This window comes from Mesorhizobium sp. M0598, assembly GCF_040320865.1.
Lineage (GTDB): Bacteria > Pseudomonadota > Alphaproteobacteria > Rhizobiales > Rhizobiaceae > Mesorhizobium.
Genome location: NZ_JAMYQL010000014.1, coordinates 97,151 through 114,950 on the forward strand (window position 1 = coordinate 97,151; position 17,800 = coordinate 114,950).

Sequence of the window (17,800 nt, forward strand, 5' to 3'; positions counted from 1 at the left end):
CCGGACGGACGACATTGGGGATTCAGGAGAGAAATGGCATGACCATCCACAACACCGCGGCAGGGATAGGATCAGCCGCTTTCGCCCGGCGGGCAGATTTAGGCCGGCTCGCTATCGCGACGATTGGCGTCCTGCTGGCGTTGTTGCTCCCACTGGCCGATGCGACGGCACAGAACATATCAGCGTTGCCGAGCAAACCAACGGTCGGCTTGCCGGTCGGGCAAGGACGCTTATTGCGGTTCAATGAACCGGTGGAATCCGTGCTGATTGCCGACACCACGATCGCGGACCTTCAGGTCGTGTCGCCGAGCATGGTCTATGTGTTCGGCCTCAAACCCGGCCTGACCAACCTCATTGCGATCACGGCCGATGAACGGATCGAGGCAACGGCCCAGTTCCGCGTCACCCCCGATGTCACGCCTGCTACCGAGGCCAAACAAGCAATGCAGCCGAGTTCGGCGACAAATCTCCACATTTTCGGGACCCGTATCGTTGCAACAGGCGAGGCGCGAGGCGTCGATGAGGCAACGGATCTGGACAATGTCGCCCGGACCTTCTCGCCACCGGAACAGCCGCCGCTGAACAACATGACCGTGCAGGGCTCACAGCAAGTCAACATTCGGGTTCGCTTCGCCGAGGTCTCGCGCACGGAACTGCAGTCCTACGGAGTCGACTGGTCCGTCGGCTACAGGAGCGGCGGCTTCGAATTCAACATGTTCCAGGACAACGGTGTGCCCTCGGGCAACGGGAATTTCGGTTTGAACATGGACCAGGCGCATGGCCTGAACTTCGACATTCTGATCGAAGCCCTGCAACGCAACGGCATCGTCAAGATACTGGCCGAACCGAACCTGACGGCCATGACCGGTCAGACGGCAAGCTTTCTCGCCGGTGGCGAAATTCCGGTTCCGATCCCGCAAGGAACCGACGTCGTCACCGTCCAATACAAGCCCTTCGGCGTGTCCCTCGGCTTCACCCCGACGCTGATCGGCCGAAATCGCATCGCGCTCCATGTCCAACCGGAAGTTAGTTCTCTATCTGAGACCGGATCCGTAAGCGCCAACGGTTTCGCCATGCCGAGTTTCGTCGTGCGCAAGGCCGACACCACGGTCGAAGTGGCGAGCGGTCAGACATTTGCGATCGCCGGCCTTTTCCAGCAGCGGACTTCGCGCAATCTGGAAAAGTTTCCGGTGCTGGGCGATGTACCGGTGCTTGGGCCGCTTTTTCAATCACAGCGTTTCCAGCACGAAGAGACCGAACTGGTCATTTTGATTACGCCCTATCTGGTGGAACCGGTGCGCGACAGCCTCGCCACGCCGCTTGATCGTCCGGCAGCCAAGCACCGCAGCCGCAAGCACGCCAATGACGCGTCGGCGACGGGTCTGATCATCAAGTAACGAGGACCGGATATGACACCCCCCATCGCATTTTTCTGCGTTGTTCCAGCGCTGGTTCTGGCCGGCTGCGCGAGCAGCCCGCAACAGCGGCAGGATTATTCGCCTGGCTACAACTATGTTTCGACGGATGCAGGCGGCTCGGAGAAAGGTATCGGCGGCTCAGTTCTTGCTCCCGATGCCTGTCTGGCCGAGCCAGCCGACGACGACAACTCTGCTGCCAAGACGAATCTGACGATCGTCTCCGGCGTCGGCTCCCATCTGCCGCCCGGTTGCGCCAATGCCTTCAATCTTCAGCGGATGTCCGAAAGCCAGCGTGACCTCGTAGAAGGCCGCCGCATGGGCCCGGCGGCGGCGGCACCGACCGCGCGCGCGGCCCGTCGCTACCTCGATGGCGAGGAGGCTCCGATAGGCGGCGCCAACAGCGCGCCGTCGGTGCCGCAGACAACGCTCCCAGTCGAGTGAGCCGGCGCGGTATTCGCCCGCGTAGTGTCACCCTACGCGTCGCGCTTGGCGGAAGATCGCTTCAGGCCCTCCGGCCCGATTCGCTAGCCGAGGATGGAGCCGAGCGCCTTCGCTTTGGCCTGAGTGCTGCCCTTCAGCCGAATGGTTCTTGCGCGGGCAAGCAGGGTGGCCACCTCCTTGGTCGTCAGCCCGATTGGCGGCGAGGCCTTGACCTGGTCGGCCTGGCCAAGAAGCCCGTACACCACCACAATGTTGCGCTTGTGGTGCAATTGCGCATTGGGAGCGGCGGCAATTTTCTGCACCAGCGGCAGCGCCGCAGCGGAATTGTCTTCGAGGGCTGCCGCCAATGCCATGTTGGTCTCGACGTCAAGATCGCCCGGCGCAAGTCTCAACGCCTGGGCGAAAGTCTCCTGCGCCTGCCCTGTCTGCCCGGCGAAAGTCTGCGCAACGCCCAATCGGTTGTAGGCGCCGCTGGTGTTGACCAGCGGCGCTGCCTGCGCAAGCGCGCGCATGCCTGCATCGATATCGCCTACCTCCATCATCGCCGAGCCAAGCCCAAGCATTGCTCCCCCGTCATTGGGAGCTTTGGCGAGCGCGGCCCGATAAGCTTTGGCGGCATCGGCAGGATAGCCTGCCCGCATGTAAGCGTCGCCTGTCTTGACGAACGCGCTCGCCTTAGCGCCCGGCATTGCTGCGGCGCGCTGGTAGAGCGCGATGGCGGTATCACTTTCTCCGCGCGCATCAATATCATCGGCAAGCTTGATCAGGCGCTCGGATTGAGACGATGGGCCCTGCGCCTTGGCCTGCACGGAGCCGGTTTGGGTCGTCTGGCAACCGCTCAGCGCCAGCGCGACGACGACTGGCATGAATACGACACGCAACCGCAAATCCACCTCTCCGTATTCAAGCCTGTCCCACCTTACACAGGGCATCGGCCGACTGGAACCACGATAGTGCGGTAAGATTGCAACATGGCCGAAGAAGCTGAGGAAAAGAAATTACCGGCGTCCGACAAGAAGCTTCGTGACGCCCGCCGCAAGGGCCAGGTTTCGCAAAGCCGCGACCTGGTATCCGGCTTCACTCTTTTCGCAGCGCTTGGCTATCTCTATTTTTGCTGGCCGCTGCTCTTCAAATATCTTTCGGAACTCGTGCAGACTGTGACGGTGCCCGGCGGCTCTTTCGAGGAGGTCAGCCTGCGGGCCATCCACCACTCGTTCTCATTGCTGATGCTTGCCACATTGCCGCTAGTCGGCATCGTTGTGGTTCTCACCGTAGCCTTCGGCATGCTGGCCACGTTCGGGCCGGTCTTCTCGTTCGAGCCGCTCAAGCCGCAGTTCGATCGCATAAACCCGGCGAAGGGCCTTCAGAAGATCCTGTCGCTCCGCAATGTCATCGAGTTCGCCAAGGGCCTCGTCAAGGTGGTGTTCCTGGCAAGCCTTTTCGTATTCATCCTGATCGCCTGGCTACAGCCTCTCTTCGATGCGCCAGGCTGTGGTCAGACATGCCTGGAGCCGATCATCAAGGCGGTGATGACACCTCTCGGGACTGCCGCCGCCCTGGCCTTTATCGTCATCGGCTTGATCGATGTTCCTATTCAGCGCTGGCTGTTCCTACGGGACATGCGCATGACGACAACCGAATACAAGCGCGAACACAAGGATCTCGAAGGCGATCCGTTGATCCGCCGTGAACAGCAGCGACAGCGGCGCGAAGCAGTGATGCAGCCTGCGAAGCTGGGTGTGAAAAACGCGGTCATCGTCTTGGTGTCAGGCGAGCGCGCCGTGGCGTTGCGCTACGTCAAGGGCGAAACGCCTGTGCCGACAATTGTCGGCAAGGGTCAGGGCCGTGCGGCCGAAGATATGATGGCTCAAGCGCGCGAGGCAGGTATCCCCATAGTCGAGGATGCCGTCACCGCCCAAGCGATCTTCGAAGATGCGAACATCGGGTCTTATATCGGCCAGCAGATGTTTTCCCCGGTCGTTCGCCACCTCGTCCGGCACGGGCTCACTTGAAGCCAAAATCCTGCGATTGTCGTTCTATGCCAGTCTAGCCCTGTCGGCTGGTGGAAGCGAAGCGGAAGTCCGCTGGTCGCGCATCCGTCAGCGTCAAGGCGGCACGGCGGAAGACCGAGCAGGCCGATTCAATGAGGGCGTTTCGGTGGACCTGTCATGCCGCCCGATCCGCAGCTTGGCGTTCATTCGCGTTGAATAACAATGCGTCCTCAGCCCCGGCTGGCCAGCAGCCTTGTCAGCCAATCCGGATCCATTTCCGGCACGGAGGATAAAAGCCGTTCAGTATAGGGGGCATGCGGCGGCGTGAGAATTTCGCTCTTCAATCCCTGCTCAACGACTTTCCCCTGGTGCATGACCACAATTTCGTCGGCGATCGCTCGCACGGTGGCAATGTCATGGGTGATGAAAATGTAGCTCATGGCGAGCTCGCGCTGAAGCCGCATCAAGAGCTTCAGGATTTCCTCCTGCACAATCTGGTCGAGGGCGGATGTGATTTCGTCGCAGATGATGAGTTCCGGATCGGCGGCCAACGCCCGGGCGATGCAAACGCGCTGCTTCTGGCCCCCCGACAGTTCGGCCGGCAGACGATCCAAGTAAGTTTCGCTCATCTCGACCATGTGCATGAGTTCGCCGATCCGCCGATCCCGCTGCGCTCCCTTGAGGCCAAGATAGAATTCAAGCGGCCGAGCTATGACTTCTTCGACCGTCTGGCGCGGATTTAGCGCGTTGTCGGGCATTTGATAAATCATCTGTATGCGACGCAGAATCTCTTTTGGGCGGGTCTCCAGGGTCTTGGAAAGGGCCTGGCCGGCAAAGGAAATCGACCCCGAAAGCGGCGGCAACAGGCCGGTAACGACGCGAGCGAGCGTCGATTTCCCGGAACCGGATTCGCCGACCACAGCCACTGTTCGTCCACGTGGAACTTTGATGGAGACATCCTGGAGCACCTTGACCCTCCGCGCGTAAGCCGCGGTGACGTTGTCTATCGTAAGCAGATATTCATCGGCCGGAACTTCGGGCTTGGCGAGCTTGCGCACGGCCCAGAGCGTTTTGGTATATTCCTGGCTGGGCGAGGCGAGCATCTGGCGTGTTTCAGCCTCCTCCACGGTAAGTCCATCGCGCAAAACCATGATGCGGTCCGCCATTTGCGCCACCACCGCCAGATCATGCGTCACATAAATTGCAGCCGTGTTGAATTCCTCCACGACATTGCGAATGGAGGCGAGAACTTCGACCTGCGTCGTCACATCGAGCGCCGTCGTTGGCTCGTCGAAGACGATGAGGTCCGGACGACAGGCCATCGCCATAGCGGTCATTGCCCGTTGCAACTGTCCGCCGGAAACCTGATGAGGATAGCGAAAGCCGATGGTCTCCGGGTCTGGAAGCTGAAGACGCCGATAAAGATCGACGGCACTCCGGTTCGCTTTCTCTCGGCTGGCAATCCCATGCGCCACCACAGTTTCGACAGTCTGATCGAGGAGCCGGTGGGCCGGATTGAAAGAGGCCGCGGCGCTTTGTGCGACATAGGCGATACGGGAGCCTCTGAGGCGACGCCGCCCTGTTTCGCTGAGTGCCAGAAGATCGATCCCGTCGAACAGGATCGAGCCCTGTGTGATACGGCAGCCCGGCTTGGCGTAACCCATCGCGGCGAGGCCAATGGTGGATTTGCCGGCGCCTGACTCGCCGATCAGGCCAAGAACCTCCCCCCGCTTCAGCGCCAGATCGACCCCGCGGACAATGGGATGCCATCGCTCGTCCGAGAAGCCCTCCACATGGAGATTGCGGATCTGAAGTAGATCCTTGCCTTTTTCGCGCGAGGCCGGACCGCTACCTTTCATCCCGCAACCCGCTTGTTGCGTGCAGGAACCAGTCGACGACGAAATTGACGGATACCGTGAGGAGGGCAATCGCGCCGGCCGGCAGCAGCGGCGTGACATCGCCGTAGGTGATCAGGGTTGCATTCTCGCGCACCATCGACCCCCAATCAGCGGTCGGCGGCTGAATACCGACGCCCAGGAAGGACAGTGCCGCGATCGTGAGGAATACGAAGCAAAATCGCAAGCCGAACTCCGCGACCAGCGGCGGCATCACGTTGGGAAGGATTTCCTTGGCGATGATCCATTTCGGGCCTTCGCCGCGCAATCGCGCCACTTCGACATATTCCATCACTGCCACGTTAAGCCCGACGGCGCGTGCGAGCCGAAAGACACGGGTGGAATCGAGCAGCGCAATGATGATTATCAGGCTGGTGATCGACGACCCGAAGATCGAAAGCAGCACCAGGGCGAAGATCAGGCTTGGGATCGACATCAACACGTCCACCGCACGCGACAGTATCTGGTCGAGCCATCCCCTGTACAATGCGGCTAGAAGGCCTAGCGAGACGCCGACGGCGAAGGACAGCAGTGTGGTCGCGACGGCGATACCGATGGTGTTGCGTGCACCGTAAATCAAGCGTGTGAGCATATCGCGGCCGAGCTGGTCGGTTCCCAGTTTGAACTGCTGGCTCCACGGTGCGAAGGCTTCGCTGAAGACCTGCGTTTCGCCGTATGGGGCGATCCAATGCGCGAACACCGCAACGATGACATAGCCGATGATGACGAGGATGCCGAACCAGGCACTGAAGGGTGCCTTCTTCAGCGCCGTTTTGGCCCGGGTGGCGCGCGAGCGCCTCAGCCTGTGAACCTGAGCGATGGGTTCGTAGCTGGTCATCGTGGATGCAAGAGCCTTGGATTGGTGGCGATCGAAATGATGTCGGCGGTCAGATTGAGCAGGATGTAGGTCGCCGCGAAAATCAGGGCGCAGGCCTGGACAACCGGAACATCCCTGGATTTGACCGCATCAACCATCAGCTGACCAATGCCGGGATAGACGAACACCACTTCGACCACGACCACTCCGACGACCAGATAAGCGAGATTGAACGCTACCACCGTGACGATCGGAGCCCAGGCGTTGGGCAACGCATGCCTGAGTACGATGGCCATGGGCGACATTCCCTTCAGCCGCGCCATGTCGATATAGGGGCTTGCCAGCATGTTGATGATCGCGGCTCGTGTCATGCGCATCATGTGGGCGACGATGACGAGCGTAAGTGTGATTGCCGGCAAGGCTACTCTCCAGACATGCTCCCAGAATGGCGTCTGGTCGTTCACATTCGACAATGTCGGGAACTTGGGAACTGCGTTGAGCATCCAGTTCAGTGACACTGCGAGCCAGTGCGGCAGGGATTGTGCGAACTCGGATCCGATGAACGTGTCGCGCGAGATGACCAGGTAGGCTAGCATATAGGCGACGAAAAACTCCGGGAACGAAATGGTTGTCAGCGTCACTGCGTTCACCAGCCGGTCGAACCAGCCATTGCGGTAGAGCGCAGCGAGGATGCCAAGTCCCAGGGCCAGCGGAACTGCGATCAGCGCGGTCATCGATGCGAGGAACATCGTATTGTAGAGGCGCGGCGCGATGATCTCGGCGACAGTGCGCCGATACCCGGTGCGGCTCGCGAACGAAGAGCCGAAATCCCCGTGGAGCATCTGCCCGACCCAGACGAAGTAGCGCTCGACAGGCGGACGGTCGATGCCAATTTCTCGCTGGAAGGCGGCGACCGTTTCGGGTGTGGCGGATTGCCCGAGCATCGCCTTGGCGAAGTCGCCCGGAAGCATTGCAATCGCAGAAAAGATGATGATGGACACGATGAACAGCGTGACCAGGCCGAGGCCAAGGCGCTGCAGAACCGTTCTTGCGACGGGGTTCATTTGCACGCGTTTCCCGTTGCGGCCGCTGCCCTGCCACATCCGGCAGGGCACACCGGGGCCAACCGGACCCTCGCAACCATCGCGGGTCCGGCCCGCACTCTCACGCAGTGGCGATCCACCAGCGTTCGGCCATCTTCAGTCCATCGTTCTCCCAGTTCGGCGCCACCTCGCCATGTGCGAGCTTATTGGATTTGGCGCTGACGAAATTGTTGAAGACCAGCACGATGCTGCCGCCATCATCATGGGTCAGTTGCTGCATCTCGGCATACATTGCCGACCGCTTGGCATCGTCCGTCTCGGCGCGCGCCTGGACAAGCAACTCGTTGAAGCGAGGATTTTTCCAGAACGACTCGTTCCAGCTGGAGTCCGCGGCGAAGGCTTGTGTGAACATCCAGTCGGCGGTCGCGCGACCGCTCCAATAGGAAGCGCACCAAGGTTTCTTGAGCCAGACATTGTCCCAATAGGCGTCCTCGGCCTCACGCACGACGTTTACGTCGATGCCGCACTGGGCTGCCGTTTCGCGGATGAGCGCAGCCGCGTCCACAGCGCCTGCAAAAGCGGCATCGGCGACCGAGAGATCCACCTTCAGTTTTTCCATTCCGGCCTTTTTCAGATAATGCTTGGCTTTCTCCGGATCGAAACTGTGTTGCGGCTGCGGATTCGTGGCGAATTTGATTGCCGGCGCGATCGGGTTGTCGTTGGCCACGGTGGCGTGGCCGAGAAAGATCTTGTCGACGATCTCCTGACGATTGATCGCCCATTTCAAAGCCATTCGGACGTCCGGATTGTCGAACGGCGCCATCGTGACATTCATCGGCAAGGTATAGTGGCCATAGCCGGTGACCTCGACGATCTCCACCTTGGGATTGCGTTTCAACATGCCGAGGGTCTTGAGGTCGGCGCGGCCAATATAGTCCACCTCCCCTGTCGATAATGCGGCCATGCGAGCGGCGAGATCGGTGATGGCGATGAACTCCACCTCGTCGAGATAGGGTTTGCCATTTTTGAAGTAGTTCGGATTGCGCTTGAGCTTGGCCGAAACTCCGGGCTGGAAGTTCTCAAGCACGAAAGCACCGGTGCGAACGCCCGATCCCCAATCCGCCTTGCCGTCCTTGGCCGGCATGATGACCAGATGGTAGTCACTCATGATGTAGGGGAAGTCGGCATTGCCGCTCTTCAACGTGAAGACAACCGTCTCCGGGCCGTCCGCCTTGATGCTGGCGACCGGTTCAAGCAGCGGCTTCGCCGCCGATTTGGTTTCGTCGCCCATATGGTAGCGCAGCGAAGTCACGACGTCGTCCGCCGTCACATTCTTGCCGTTGTGGAAGGTTGCGCCCTTGCGCAGCTTGAAGACCCAGGTTTTGGCGCCATCCGACGATTCAAAGCTCTCGGCAAGGTCCGGCTGGACGTTGCCTTTGGCGTCGACCTCGGTGAGGCTGTTGGACATCGAGCCCGAGAACACGGTTTGTGTGAATGTGTCCGGGTAGCCGGCCGGATCGATCGAATCCGTTGTTGCCCCATGTGCCATGCCGAGCTTGGCGAAGCCGCCCTGCAGCGGTTCGGCCCGGGCCGTGCTGACGAAGAGCTTGTCCGCAGCGGTAAGCGTCAGCCCAGCGGCCAGCCCAAGATGAATGAAGTCGCGACGGGAAATCTTGCCGCGGCCAGTCTGGCTTTGAGCGATACCAAGCTTGTATTCAGATTCTGACATTTGACTCTCCCATTGCGGATTTTCCGCGTTATTGTTCGTCAAGCACCTGTGAAGAAATCTGCTCGTCAGCCGCGATCACCCTTTCTTCTGACCGCTCAAATCCGCACCTCGATCAGGCTGTCACATAGATGCTGCCCGCCTCGACGGTGACTGGAAATGTGCGCGCGCGAACGGACGGATCGACCAGGGCCGCGCCTGATTTGATGTCGAATTCCCAGCCATGCCAGGCGCAGCGCACGATCTCGTTTTCGCGGTGATAGATGAATTGCGCCCCTTCGACCGGTGCAGTTGTTCCGCATTGCGGCCCCTCGCAAAGCGGAGCGCCGCGGTGCGGACAAACATTCAGCAGCGCGTGGAATGAATCTCCGATGCGGAAAACCCCGACCGAAAGGCTGCGGATCTTGGTGATGAAGGGAGATCCGGTTTCGATCTCGTCGACACGGCAAATATATGTCTTCTCAGGCATCGTCTGCTTCCTCAGGCGGCATTCGCCGCTTGCGCGCGGGGGATGCGTTTGTAGACCTCCAACGCATTCAGCCCCATGATCTTGCTCTTCCAGGCGGGAGGGATTTGCAGCGTGTTGGCGTCGTCGTAATCCCAATGCGGATAATCGGAGGCAAACATCAGCGTATTTTCGCCGTCCATCGCCTCGAGAGTGGACCAGAGATGCTGAATATTTGCGGGCTGCTCCAGCGGCTGCGTGGAAAAGCGGATGTTGCGCCGGCAGTATTCGGACGGCAGCATCTTCAGCCATGGCGTCTCTTTGCGTAGAGCTTTGTAATCGGCGTCCAGGCGCCATAATACCGACGGCACCCAGGCGACGCCGCACTCGATGACTACGAAGTAGAGATCCGGCCATTTCTCGAAGACGCCATGCGCAATCATGCTTGCGACATGTGAAATCGCCGACATGTGCAGGATGGCATGGGTCTCCCAGAAGAATGTCGTCGGGGCCGGAGCAATCGCGGTCGAATTCACGCCGCCATGGCCGCCCAGATGAATGGCAAAGGGCAGCCCCACCTCGGCGCAAGCCTCATAAATTGGATGGTAAAACGGATCGCCATAGGGCTTGACGGAGCCTTGCGAAGCGAGAACCTGAACCATGCGCGGGTGATTGCCCAGACGGCGTATCTCGGCGGCCGCGAGCTTCGGATCCTGTGGCGCGACGATGATCGAGCCCATGAAGCGATCGTCCTTCGGCAGCCAGTGGTCGATCTGATAGTCATTGTAGGCGCTGACGAGGGCGCTGGCATAATAGGGATTGGCGAGGGTGGAAGCCTCGATCGGCTCGTCGCCGGTCAGGATCGCCACATCGACCTTGTACTTGTCGAGGTGTTTTTCCTTCATGATGAGATAGTTGTCGGCTTCTGTTTTCGGACGGACGTCCTTGCGGGAGAAGTCCTGCGGATGAAACCAGGGACGATGGCCATGCGGGAAGGCGCCAACGGGACCTGTCTTCTCGCCTTCGACGAACATGTCCTTCCATAGGCCGGAAAGGTAAGGCTCCAATACGGTCGCGCTTGACCAGTAATTGTGACAATCGCAGTCGACTATGAACACGTTGCTCAGCTCCGTAGCTTCAGCCTGGTCGATCTGCCGGCCGATTTCACCGTGTGCAGCTTCCGCCTTGAGTATTGTTTGATCAAGCTTATGATCCGGCCCAATATGATCGACTTTTTCGATCGGAGGTCATGTGCAGCTAGATCACATCGAAACCTTTCTCGACATTATCGAGTCGCGAAACTTCAATCGCACCGCCGATCGGTTGGGATTGACCCAGTCGACGATCAGCACCCGCATCAAGAATCTGGAGAGTGCGATCGGGTCGGAGCTCTTTCAGCGCGGGCGTGCCGGTGCTGAGCCGACAGCCGCAGGGCGGCGGTTCGAAGCGTACGCCAGATCCCTGCTGTCGACGTGGTCGCAAGCTCGCCACGACGTGCGAGCGTTCAACCGTTTCGAGGGCACCTTGCGCATCGCCGCTCAAGTAGGCATGACCCGTTCGGTCCTGCCGGGATGGGTCGAGACACTGTGCCAGGCGCTTCCCAAATCCTCGATCCATGTCGAGTCGGATTATTCGAACCAGATGGTCAGCGACCTAAGCATGGGAAATCTTGATATCGCCGTGCTTTATGCGCCTCGTTACCTGCCTGAGATCGCCTACGAGCATCTGATGGTCGAGGAATATGTGATGGTTTCGACGGCTGCCAGAACGCTGTCCGACGTCGACCCTGAAACCTACATTCGCCCGGGCTACACCGCCGTGCTGGAAAAGACGCACGCAGAGCTGCTGGCCGAGTTGGCGATCTGTCGGCTTTCGACGGGATCGGAAACTCTGGCGGAGATCATGCTCCGACGAACGGGCGGCACCTGCTATATGCGTAGCGACGATGCGCGCCGGTTCACGGCCGAGCTCCCATCGTTTCTCGTCGAGGGAGCGCCGACGCTGCACCAGCCAGTCCACACCGCGATACTCGCGCGCCGCAAACATGAACCAATTATTCGCAAAGGCATCCGAGCTCTCCAGGTTGCTGTAATGTCACTGGAAGTCTAATCGAAATTACCGATCATAAAGGCAGGATTGCGCGGCTGTTCAGCGGGGTTTGACGTGGCATCTTGGCTCGACTTCAAACCCGAGTTGACTGATGAATGCATACGCGGCCTTTGCAGCCTCCGGCTTCGTCCCAACAAAGCGTCACCGGCATTGGGCACAGACAACACCGCAGCCTGTGCTCTGCCGGCGCGTGATCGACGAAACGCACGATGTGAAAACATTCGTTCTCACACCCACTTCAGATCGGATGTTCTGCTTCAGCGCTGGCCAGTATGTTCTGGTACACCTTAGGATCAACGGTGCCGCGGTGACGCGCTCCTACTCCGTTTCGTCACCGCCGACGCGACCGCTCGACCTACAGATCACCGTCAAACGGACGCCGGCCGGGCTCGTTTCGAATTGGCTGCATGACAATTTGATGCCGGGCGACGGGATCGAGATCGAAGGGCCGCTCGGCTCGTTCAATCTCGACGATCTGCCGCATGCAAAGTCCCTCTTCCTTTCAGGTGGCAGCGGGATAACTCCCGTCATGTCGATGCTGCGCGCATTTACCGACCGCGCAGCCGACCAGGATATCCGCTTCATTCACAGTGCGAGAACGCCGGAAGACATCATCTTTCGGCTTGAACTGGACGCACTTGCCGCTCGCTTTCCCAATGTTAAAGTGACTTGCATTTGCAGTCAGGAAGACGCGGCATGGAGGGGTCCAACTGGACGCATTGGCAGTCAAATGCTCCTGAACCTGGTTCCCGATCTCCATAGCCGCACCATTTTCGCCTGTGGGCCGGAATCCTACATGAAGACGGCACGCGGCTGCCTGGAGGCAATCGGCCTCGCCCGTTCACAGTATCATGAGGAGAGCTTCGGAGGCGGCAACAGTTCGCGTTCGGTACCGGCTTCAAAGGTTTCGTCTTCGGTCCGCTTCGTCAGGTCTGGCATTGCGCATGACTGCGCGCCCGGAGAGACCTTGCTCGAAGCGGCGCGCCAATGTGGCGTCTACGTCCCGACCGCTTGCCAGCAGGGAGTTTGCGGGACCTGTCGGATCGCCAAGCTGTCCGGCGAAGTCGTCATGGATGACGTAGGCGGGCTGACCTTGGAGGACAAATCGGCAGGCTACGTCCTGGCGTGCTGCAGCCGGCCGCAAGGCGACGTTTTGCTTGATCTCTAATTGTCACATACCGCATCGCGGGACAAATCGGATCAGCCTTTGCGTTGCACAATCAAGCCGCACTGCTGCGCCGCAAGTGATTGGCATTTCGGAGCATGTTGTCCGGCCTTACCCGGAGACTTGACCGCCCCCGAACACTCTAAGTTAGAGGCAGTTACCTCATTCAAACAGACGAGGACAGTAGGCCAACCCGCCGTTAGGGTAAGAGGTCGTTCTGTCGATTCTATACGGGGGATACTATTGTCAGTCTTGCGGAAACGGAAGCAAACTTGCGATCCTCCATGCAGACACTATTGCAGTTCATGTGCTCTCATCCCATAGGGGGGACGTTGTCGAAGAATGAGTGGGGAAACAACAATTTTCTCGGTGTTACCGCAAAAATCTATAAACCCCATTCGGTGATATGCCGCCAGGAGGACGACAACAGTGAGATATTCATTGTAAAATCGGGCTGGGGCATACTTTATCAGGCACTGCCGGACGGAGAGCGGCAGATCATAGACACTCCCCTCAAGGGGGATGTCGTCGGTTTCCGTGGCTTGGACGGACCCCGTCTTGCGTCGCTGGCGTCCATAACCGAACTAGCTGTTTATGAAATTTCCAGTAAGGAACTGGTCGAGGCCATCCTGTCGGAAGGCCGAATCGGGAAGAAGATCGCCTGCTCCCTGGCGCGCCTGAACGCCATCCTTGCCGAACATCTCATGAATACCGGGCGGCGGAACGCGATGAGGCGTACCGCCCACTTCCTGCTAGAGTTGGAGGTGAGGCTCTCCAGGGTTGGGCTGTCGGCGCATGGAAGGTATGAGTGTCCTCTTGCCCAGCATGAACTGGCCGACATACTCGGCATGACCACGGTTCACGTCAACCGAACGTTAAGGGAGCTCCGCAAGGCCGATCTCGTCTCTTTCAAGTCAGGCCATGTAGAAGTGATCAATCGCAAGAAGCTGGTCGAAACAGCCGGATTCGACAGCGAGTATCTCAGGTAGCGGCTATCTCTCTTGAAGAGATTATCATGACGGGCGGCAACTCGGCCTGTCGCACCGAGGCCGGTGTGTTGCTGAAATATGCGCGGAGCCCCTTTTACTGCGGCAGATCCTGGGGTGGGGCTCAAGCTAAATTGTTGAGCCATGGCTATCAGCGCTGTGCGCTAACCATGTCAACGGCACCTTCAGGAGTTCTGGTCTACCACGGGAATCGCCGCAGGTACCAGCCGATCAACATTCGGCTGCCTGCTAGGTGAGATGGCCAAGTGGTCCTGTGCATGCGTCTTCAGGCGGATTGCAGCCCTTTTGGTCCGGGTTGGCGTCGGTTCCCTGAAAATTATGAAAAAAGCAACCTATGTTAGAGACTGCTTATAAATAAACCCTACACTTACCCAAGTTGGGTGTCTGCTGGGTCGGGAACTAAACAGGACGCAAATGGAGTAATCGAGCCTCGACGTTTCACAAGGCGCAATACCAAGTTTTTCAATGCCAGAGAATGCGGAAACCATATCGGCCGGCGCAAGGCGGCTTGTGTGGAAGAGCGGGTATTGATATGGGCTCCACAGCAGGACTGCACAATTACACTTCGGCAAATCGATCCGGAGTCCCGTCCGGTGGAACGGAAACCGTCCGCGGGCAGACAGGCAGGGAATGCCTCCTCATTCTGGACGGAAGGGCACTAGACCGCGAGTGTCTCGCATCGGCTCTCGTGGACCACGAACTCGGTATGGATGTCACCGCGTGGCGTTCCGTCGAGGAATGGCGCGTCGGAAAGAGCTCTGCCCCTCCCCTTGCAGCCATACTCTTCAACCTTGGCAGTCGGAAGGTTACAGATTATGGCCTCGCTGACGAGATCAGGCACATTTCATCCGAGTTCAAATCGGTCCCTGTGGTCGTCCTGGCCGAGACAGAAGACCTTGCCCAGATACTGACCGCTCTCGAATGCGGTGCACGCGGCTACATTCCGACCTCTGTTGGAATCGATGTCTGTGTCGAGGCAATCAACCTCGCGGCAGCGGGAGGCATCTTCGTGCCGGCGAGCAGTGTCCTTGCTATGCGGCACCTGATAGAGTCGGGCCGCCGCGACACGGAGCCTTTGGCGGGCATTTTCACGCTTAGGCAGGCCGAGGTTGCGCTAGCGCTCCGGCGCGGCAAGGCGAACAAGATCATCGCCTACGAACTGAATTTGCGCGAAAGCACGGTGAAGGTCCACATCCGCAATATCATGAAGAAGCTAAAGGCGACCAACCGCACGGAAGTCGCCTGCAAGGTCAACGATCTTCTCTCAGAAGGAACTCTGCCTGAAGAGTGAGCCCAAGCATAACACTGCCCACCTTGGGTGAATCCTGTGGCCATGTTCGGCTATTTGCCCTATCAAACATGTATTGTGAAAGTCGAAGGGCGGAATCGGCGGCTAATCGGCTGTCTAAGCAGGCTCGGGGAAGGTGTGGCTTCCTACCCATCCTATGGCCTCCTCGATCGTATCGAAATTCTTGTGCTGCCCGCTCAGCAGCCCGAATCCCGTTTCGAGGAACCATTTGCCTTTCGTGGAATATGCTTCCTCGTCGATTTGGGTAAGGACCGCCACCAATTGGTCGCGTTTCCACACCAGCACCCCGGATTCTCCGCCTTCAACCGTTCCGATCCGGACTTCGCTGAATGACAATCCAGAAACAGTCTTCGCTTCGCCCATTTTGATGAATTCCTCAGATTCAAAATGGCAATAAAATCCGTGAGCTTTGCAATTTGTTGTCAAATCACGCAGTGAGTTCGAGCCGTTTGAGGCGATCTAATTCGGCAATCGACGCTATTGAGTACAGGCGACAACGCGTAACGAAACCGGATCTGAGACGACCGCCGCCAATACAAAGGGCCGGGTCGTGGTCACATCGGCGCCGTCCGCATGATGCGTGCGGTCTCCACCGCGCTCCTTCGCCCAGCCCGGGAACGATTTGAGCCCTATGCCTTGTTGATCGGCAACGAAGTCTGGCACATGGATGCGCCAGCCCGAACGAAGATCTATCGCAGGTCATATTGGATGATCATCATCGAGAAAGAGGTATCCGTTTTGTGCTTCAGGCAGGTCATGCGGATGGTGAGCTGACTGAGGTTCTATCGTGTCGTTCCCCGTCGGGCCGTCGCCAGACGCTGGAGTAACCATACCATGCTTCATTGCCCAAACTGCGGCCTGTGTTCGGTTGCGAACCCGAATCTTTCGAAGGATGGCCTTGACGTGTACCTTCACTGTAGCCTCGGCGATATTAATCTCGCGCGCGATGACTTTGTTGGATTCCCCTCCGATCAAGCGACGCAGAATGGACTTCTCCCGATTTGACAAAATCACTAGTTCTTCACCTTCAATCTCCACTTTAACTGCAGCGCTCGGTAACTCAGCAGCTACAGCATCATTTCTCAACCCTTGTCTGAAATCTTCAATTACCATCGAAGTTTCCGTAGGCAACACGATTTGCCCTAGCGTAACCAATTCGAGAGCTTTAATGAACGTGTCGTAAGCAGCGACCTTTGTCAGATACCCGTTAGCCCCGGCACGAAAAGCTGAGATTATATTGGTCGTTCGACAGTGATCGGCTAGCGCAACGACATGGCTGGTCGGGTAGATCGCTTTAAAGTCTGCAATTTGTGCGAACTCAGCATCCGCATCAGTATCGCCGACATCTATGATGAGCAAGATGGAACGGTGCTGGGGTAGCGGCTTCTGCAGAAGATCGTGAACAGTCGCCGCGGAGAAAAGAATACGAAAATTTGCCGCATTCAGGGTTCGACTAAGCGCTTCTCGAAGCAACTCGCTCGGCTCGACAAGCACCGTTATGAAAGATTTTCTTGTCATTATCGCTCTCGCTCGGCGCGATTGGGATACACATGTCGATTGGGATGCTCCAAAGCGCCAGCCGCACAGTTTCTTGTGTTCTTAATGTTACGCTCGGAAACCCTTACACCCAAATACCATCTTTAGGCGTAGGGCAGCATCATCGAGGCGTATCCGAATTCTTCAACCTGGGGCTTTTGGTCAAGGGCACGAGCTCTTGGTTTCAGCAGCTCAGGGAGGCGGCCATCGTAGCAAAGGACTGCGCGGCCGTGAGGATTGCCAGGGCTTGTTTTCCGGTGGGCGTGGTGGTGCCTCCGATCTGGCGGGAGAGGGTCGCGGTTTATGCGGCGAGCGGCGGGCTCAGGCGAGCCGCCCCGCGGCAGTCGACCACTCGGGGATGTCGCGCAGGGCCGGGTGAAGCCGACACTGACGCGGGCACGCTGATCTGAGCACACGCCGCACACGCCGAGCTTCAGCAGCTGAGGCAATGCGTGCCGCGGCCGGCCGTGGCGAAGCGAACTGGGTGTGAGTCAAGCGCGCGACGCAGCACTGACACACAGCGCAGATGCTTTTCGGCTTAAAAAAATGGGGAAGTCTGCCAAGTCGCTCCTTTGCAGCACCCCTGCGGCCCGCAATGGACGCGTTGCCTGCCGCGGCCGATTTAGGGTAACGCTGCAAGGGATCTTGCTTTGTCGGGGCCGGAATTCTAGCCAGACGTGAGAGCCGACGAAAGAAACGCGATGCGGCCAGTTTCGCTATGATTACCCGATAGGATTGCCAAGACTGACGGCTTCGTCGCGTCGTTCTTCTGGGCCCGGACAACATAGTGGGAAACGGCCCAGCTATCCTGCCAATGCATGTCGGAGCCACAGAGACGCACGTCGGCAAACCAAGTTTCCGGCCCCCCGTTTCGTTCGATCGCGTTTGTCCTGTCACC

The 17,800-nt window shown here is 58.7% G+C and carries 16 protein-coding genes; 7 read left to right on the forward strand and 9 right to left on the reverse strand.

The window, feature by feature from the left end:
• Window positions 1–38: 38 nt before the first annotated feature.
• Entirely contained in the window at window positions 39–1,397 is a 1,359-nt protein-coding gene (locus NKI59_RS18865) for a type II and III secretion system protein family protein (protein WP_352705984.1), read from the forward strand.
• Window positions 1,398–1,409: 12 nt separating this feature from the next.
• The gene (locus tag NKI59_RS18870; RefSeq protein ID WP_352705987.1) at window positions 1,410–1,859 is read left to right on the forward strand and encodes a hypothetical protein; all 450 of its coding nucleotides are present in this window, start codon (window positions 1,410–1,412) and stop codon (window positions 1,857–1,859) included.
• Window positions 1,860–1,942: 83 nt separating this feature from the next.
• Here the strand turns inward: NKI59_RS18870 and NKI59_RS18875 are convergent, their stop codons facing one another.
• Window positions 1,943–2,746, reverse strand: coding sequence for a tetratricopeptide repeat protein (locus tag NKI59_RS18875; protein WP_352705989.1), 804 nt, complete (start codon window positions 2,744–2,746; stop codon window positions 1,943–1,945).
• A gap of 84 nt (window positions 2,747–2,830) precedes the next feature.
• On the opposite strand from NKI59_RS18875, the gene NKI59_RS18880 reads away from it, so the two are divergent.
• Window positions 2,831–3,871: an EscU/YscU/HrcU family type III secretion system export apparatus switch protein gene (locus NKI59_RS18880; RefSeq protein ID WP_352705991.1), complete on the forward strand. Its 1,041-nt coding sequence runs from the start codon at window positions 2,831–2,833 to the stop codon at window positions 3,869–3,871.
• Window positions 3,872–4,080: 209 nt separating this feature from the next.
• On the opposite strand, the gene NKI59_RS18885 is transcribed toward NKI59_RS18880, so the two are convergent.
• The 6 genes from NKI59_RS18885 to NKI59_RS18910 form a co-directional block, all read right to left on the reverse strand.
• A complete protein-coding gene (locus NKI59_RS18885) occupies window positions 4,081–5,709 on the reverse strand; it encodes an ABC transporter ATP-binding protein (protein WP_352706033.1) in 1,629 nt (542 codons plus the stop codon).
• Window positions 5,699–6,583 carry an ABC transporter permease gene (locus tag NKI59_RS18890; RefSeq protein ID WP_352449149.1) on the reverse strand — a complete coding sequence of 295 codons (885 nt, stop codon included), beginning with the start codon at window positions 6,581–6,583 and terminating at the stop codon, window positions 5,699–5,701. Before NKI59_RS18890 ends, NKI59_RS18885 begins: the two co-directional genes overlap by 11 nt.
• On the reverse strand, window positions 6,580–7,626 hold the full coding sequence (locus tag NKI59_RS18895; RefSeq protein WP_352705994.1) for an ABC transporter permease: 1,047 nt from the start codon (window positions 7,624–7,626) through the stop codon (window positions 6,580–6,582). The genes NKI59_RS18890 and NKI59_RS18895 overlap by 4 nt, the downstream gene beginning before the upstream one ends.
• 100 nt (window positions 7,627–7,726) lie before the next feature.
• Window positions 7,727–9,334 (reverse strand): ABC transporter substrate-binding protein, encoded by a 1,608-nt coding sequence (locus tag NKI59_RS18900; protein ID WP_352705996.1) that lies wholly within the window; start codon window positions 9,332–9,334, stop codon window positions 7,727–7,729.
• Between the two features lie 112 nt (window positions 9,335–9,446).
• Window positions 9,447–9,800, reverse strand: a complete 354-nt coding sequence (locus NKI59_RS18905; RefSeq protein WP_352591398.1) for a Rieske (2Fe-2S) protein — start codon at window positions 9,798–9,800, stop codon at window positions 9,447–9,449.
• An 11-nt stretch (window positions 9,801–9,811) separates the two neighbouring features.
• Complete coding sequence (locus tag NKI59_RS18910) at window positions 9,812–10,894, reverse strand: amidohydrolase family protein (protein ID WP_352591395.1); 1,083 nt, start codon at window positions 10,892–10,894, stop codon at window positions 9,812–9,814.
• Window positions 10,895–11,027: 133 nt separating this feature from the next.
• Between NKI59_RS18910 and NKI59_RS18915 the strand changes: the two genes are divergently transcribed.
• From NKI59_RS18915 to NKI59_RS18930, 4 genes are all read left to right on the forward strand, one after another.
• Entirely contained in the window at window positions 11,028–11,885 is an 858-nt protein-coding gene (locus NKI59_RS18915; RefSeq protein WP_292653663.1) for a LysR family transcriptional regulator, read from the forward strand.
• Window positions 11,886–12,096: 211 nt separating this feature from the next.
• A complete protein-coding gene (locus tag NKI59_RS18920; protein WP_352705998.1) occupies window positions 12,097–13,053 on the forward strand; it encodes an FAD-binding oxidoreductase in 957 nt (318 codons plus the stop codon).
• A gap of 329 nt (window positions 13,054–13,382) precedes the next feature.
• Complete coding sequence (locus NKI59_RS18925; RefSeq protein WP_352623059.1) at window positions 13,383–14,039, forward strand: Crp/Fnr family transcriptional regulator; 657 nt, start codon at window positions 13,383–13,385, stop codon at window positions 14,037–14,039.
• Window positions 14,040–14,589: 550 nt separating this feature from the next.
• Entirely contained in the window at window positions 14,590–15,348 is a 759-nt protein-coding gene (locus NKI59_RS18930) for a LuxR C-terminal-related transcriptional regulator (protein ID WP_352623058.1), read from the forward strand.
• Between the two features lie 114 nt (window positions 15,349–15,462).
• On the opposite strand, the gene NKI59_RS18935 is transcribed toward NKI59_RS18930, so the two are convergent.
• Complete coding sequence (locus NKI59_RS18935; RefSeq protein ID WP_352623057.1) at window positions 15,463–15,729, reverse strand: hypothetical protein; 267 nt, start codon at window positions 15,727–15,729, stop codon at window positions 15,463–15,465.
• 336 nt (window positions 15,730–16,065) lie between these two features.
• A complete protein-coding gene (locus NKI59_RS18940) occupies window positions 16,066–16,884 on the reverse strand; it encodes a LuxR C-terminal-related transcriptional regulator (RefSeq protein ID WP_352623056.1) in 819 nt (272 codons plus the stop codon).
• Between the last annotated feature and the right edge of the window lie 916 nt (window positions 16,885–17,800).

Bases quoted from the DNA above. Each gene is read 5' to 3' on its own strand.
- NKI59_RS18865 (WP_352705984.1), top strand. From the start codon at position 39: ATGACCATCCACAACACCGCGGCAGGGATAGGATCAGCCGCTTTCGCC.
- NKI59_RS18870 (WP_352705987.1), top strand. From the start codon at position 1,410: ATGACACCCCCCATCGCATTTTTCTGCGTTGTTCCAGCGCTGGTTCTG.
- NKI59_RS18880 (WP_352705991.1), top strand. From the start codon at position 2,831: ATGGCCGAAGAAGCTGAGGAAAAGAAATTACCGGCGTCCGACAAGAAG.
- NKI59_RS18885 (WP_352706033.1), bottom strand. From the start codon at position 5,709: ATGAAAGGTAGCGGTCCGGCCTCGCGCGAAAAAGGCAAGGATCTACTT.
- NKI59_RS18890 (WP_352449149.1), bottom strand. From the start codon at position 6,583: ATGACCAGCTACGAACCCATCGCTCAGGTTCACAGGCTGAGGCGCTCG.
- NKI59_RS18895 (WP_352705994.1), bottom strand. From the start codon at position 7,626: ATGAACCCCGTCGCAAGAACGGTTCTGCAGCGCCTTGGCCTCGGCCTG.
- NKI59_RS18900 (WP_352705996.1), bottom strand. From the start codon at position 9,334: ATGTCAGAATCTGAATACAAGCTTGGTATCGCTCAAAGCCAGACTGGC.
- NKI59_RS18905 (WP_352591398.1), bottom strand. From the start codon at position 9,800: ATGCCTGAGAAGACATATATTTGCCGTGTCGACGAGATCGAAACCGGA.
- NKI59_RS18930 (WP_352623058.1), top strand. From the start codon at position 14,590: ATGGGCTCCACAGCAGGACTGCACAATTACACTTCGGCAAATCGATCC.
- NKI59_RS18935 (WP_352623057.1), bottom strand. From the start codon at position 15,729: ATGGGCGAAGCGAAGACTGTTTCTGGATTGTCATTCAGCGAAGTCCGG.
- NKI59_RS18940 (WP_352623056.1), bottom strand. From the start codon at position 16,884: ATGACAAGAAAATCTTTCATAACGGTGCTTGTCGAGCCGAGCGAGTTG.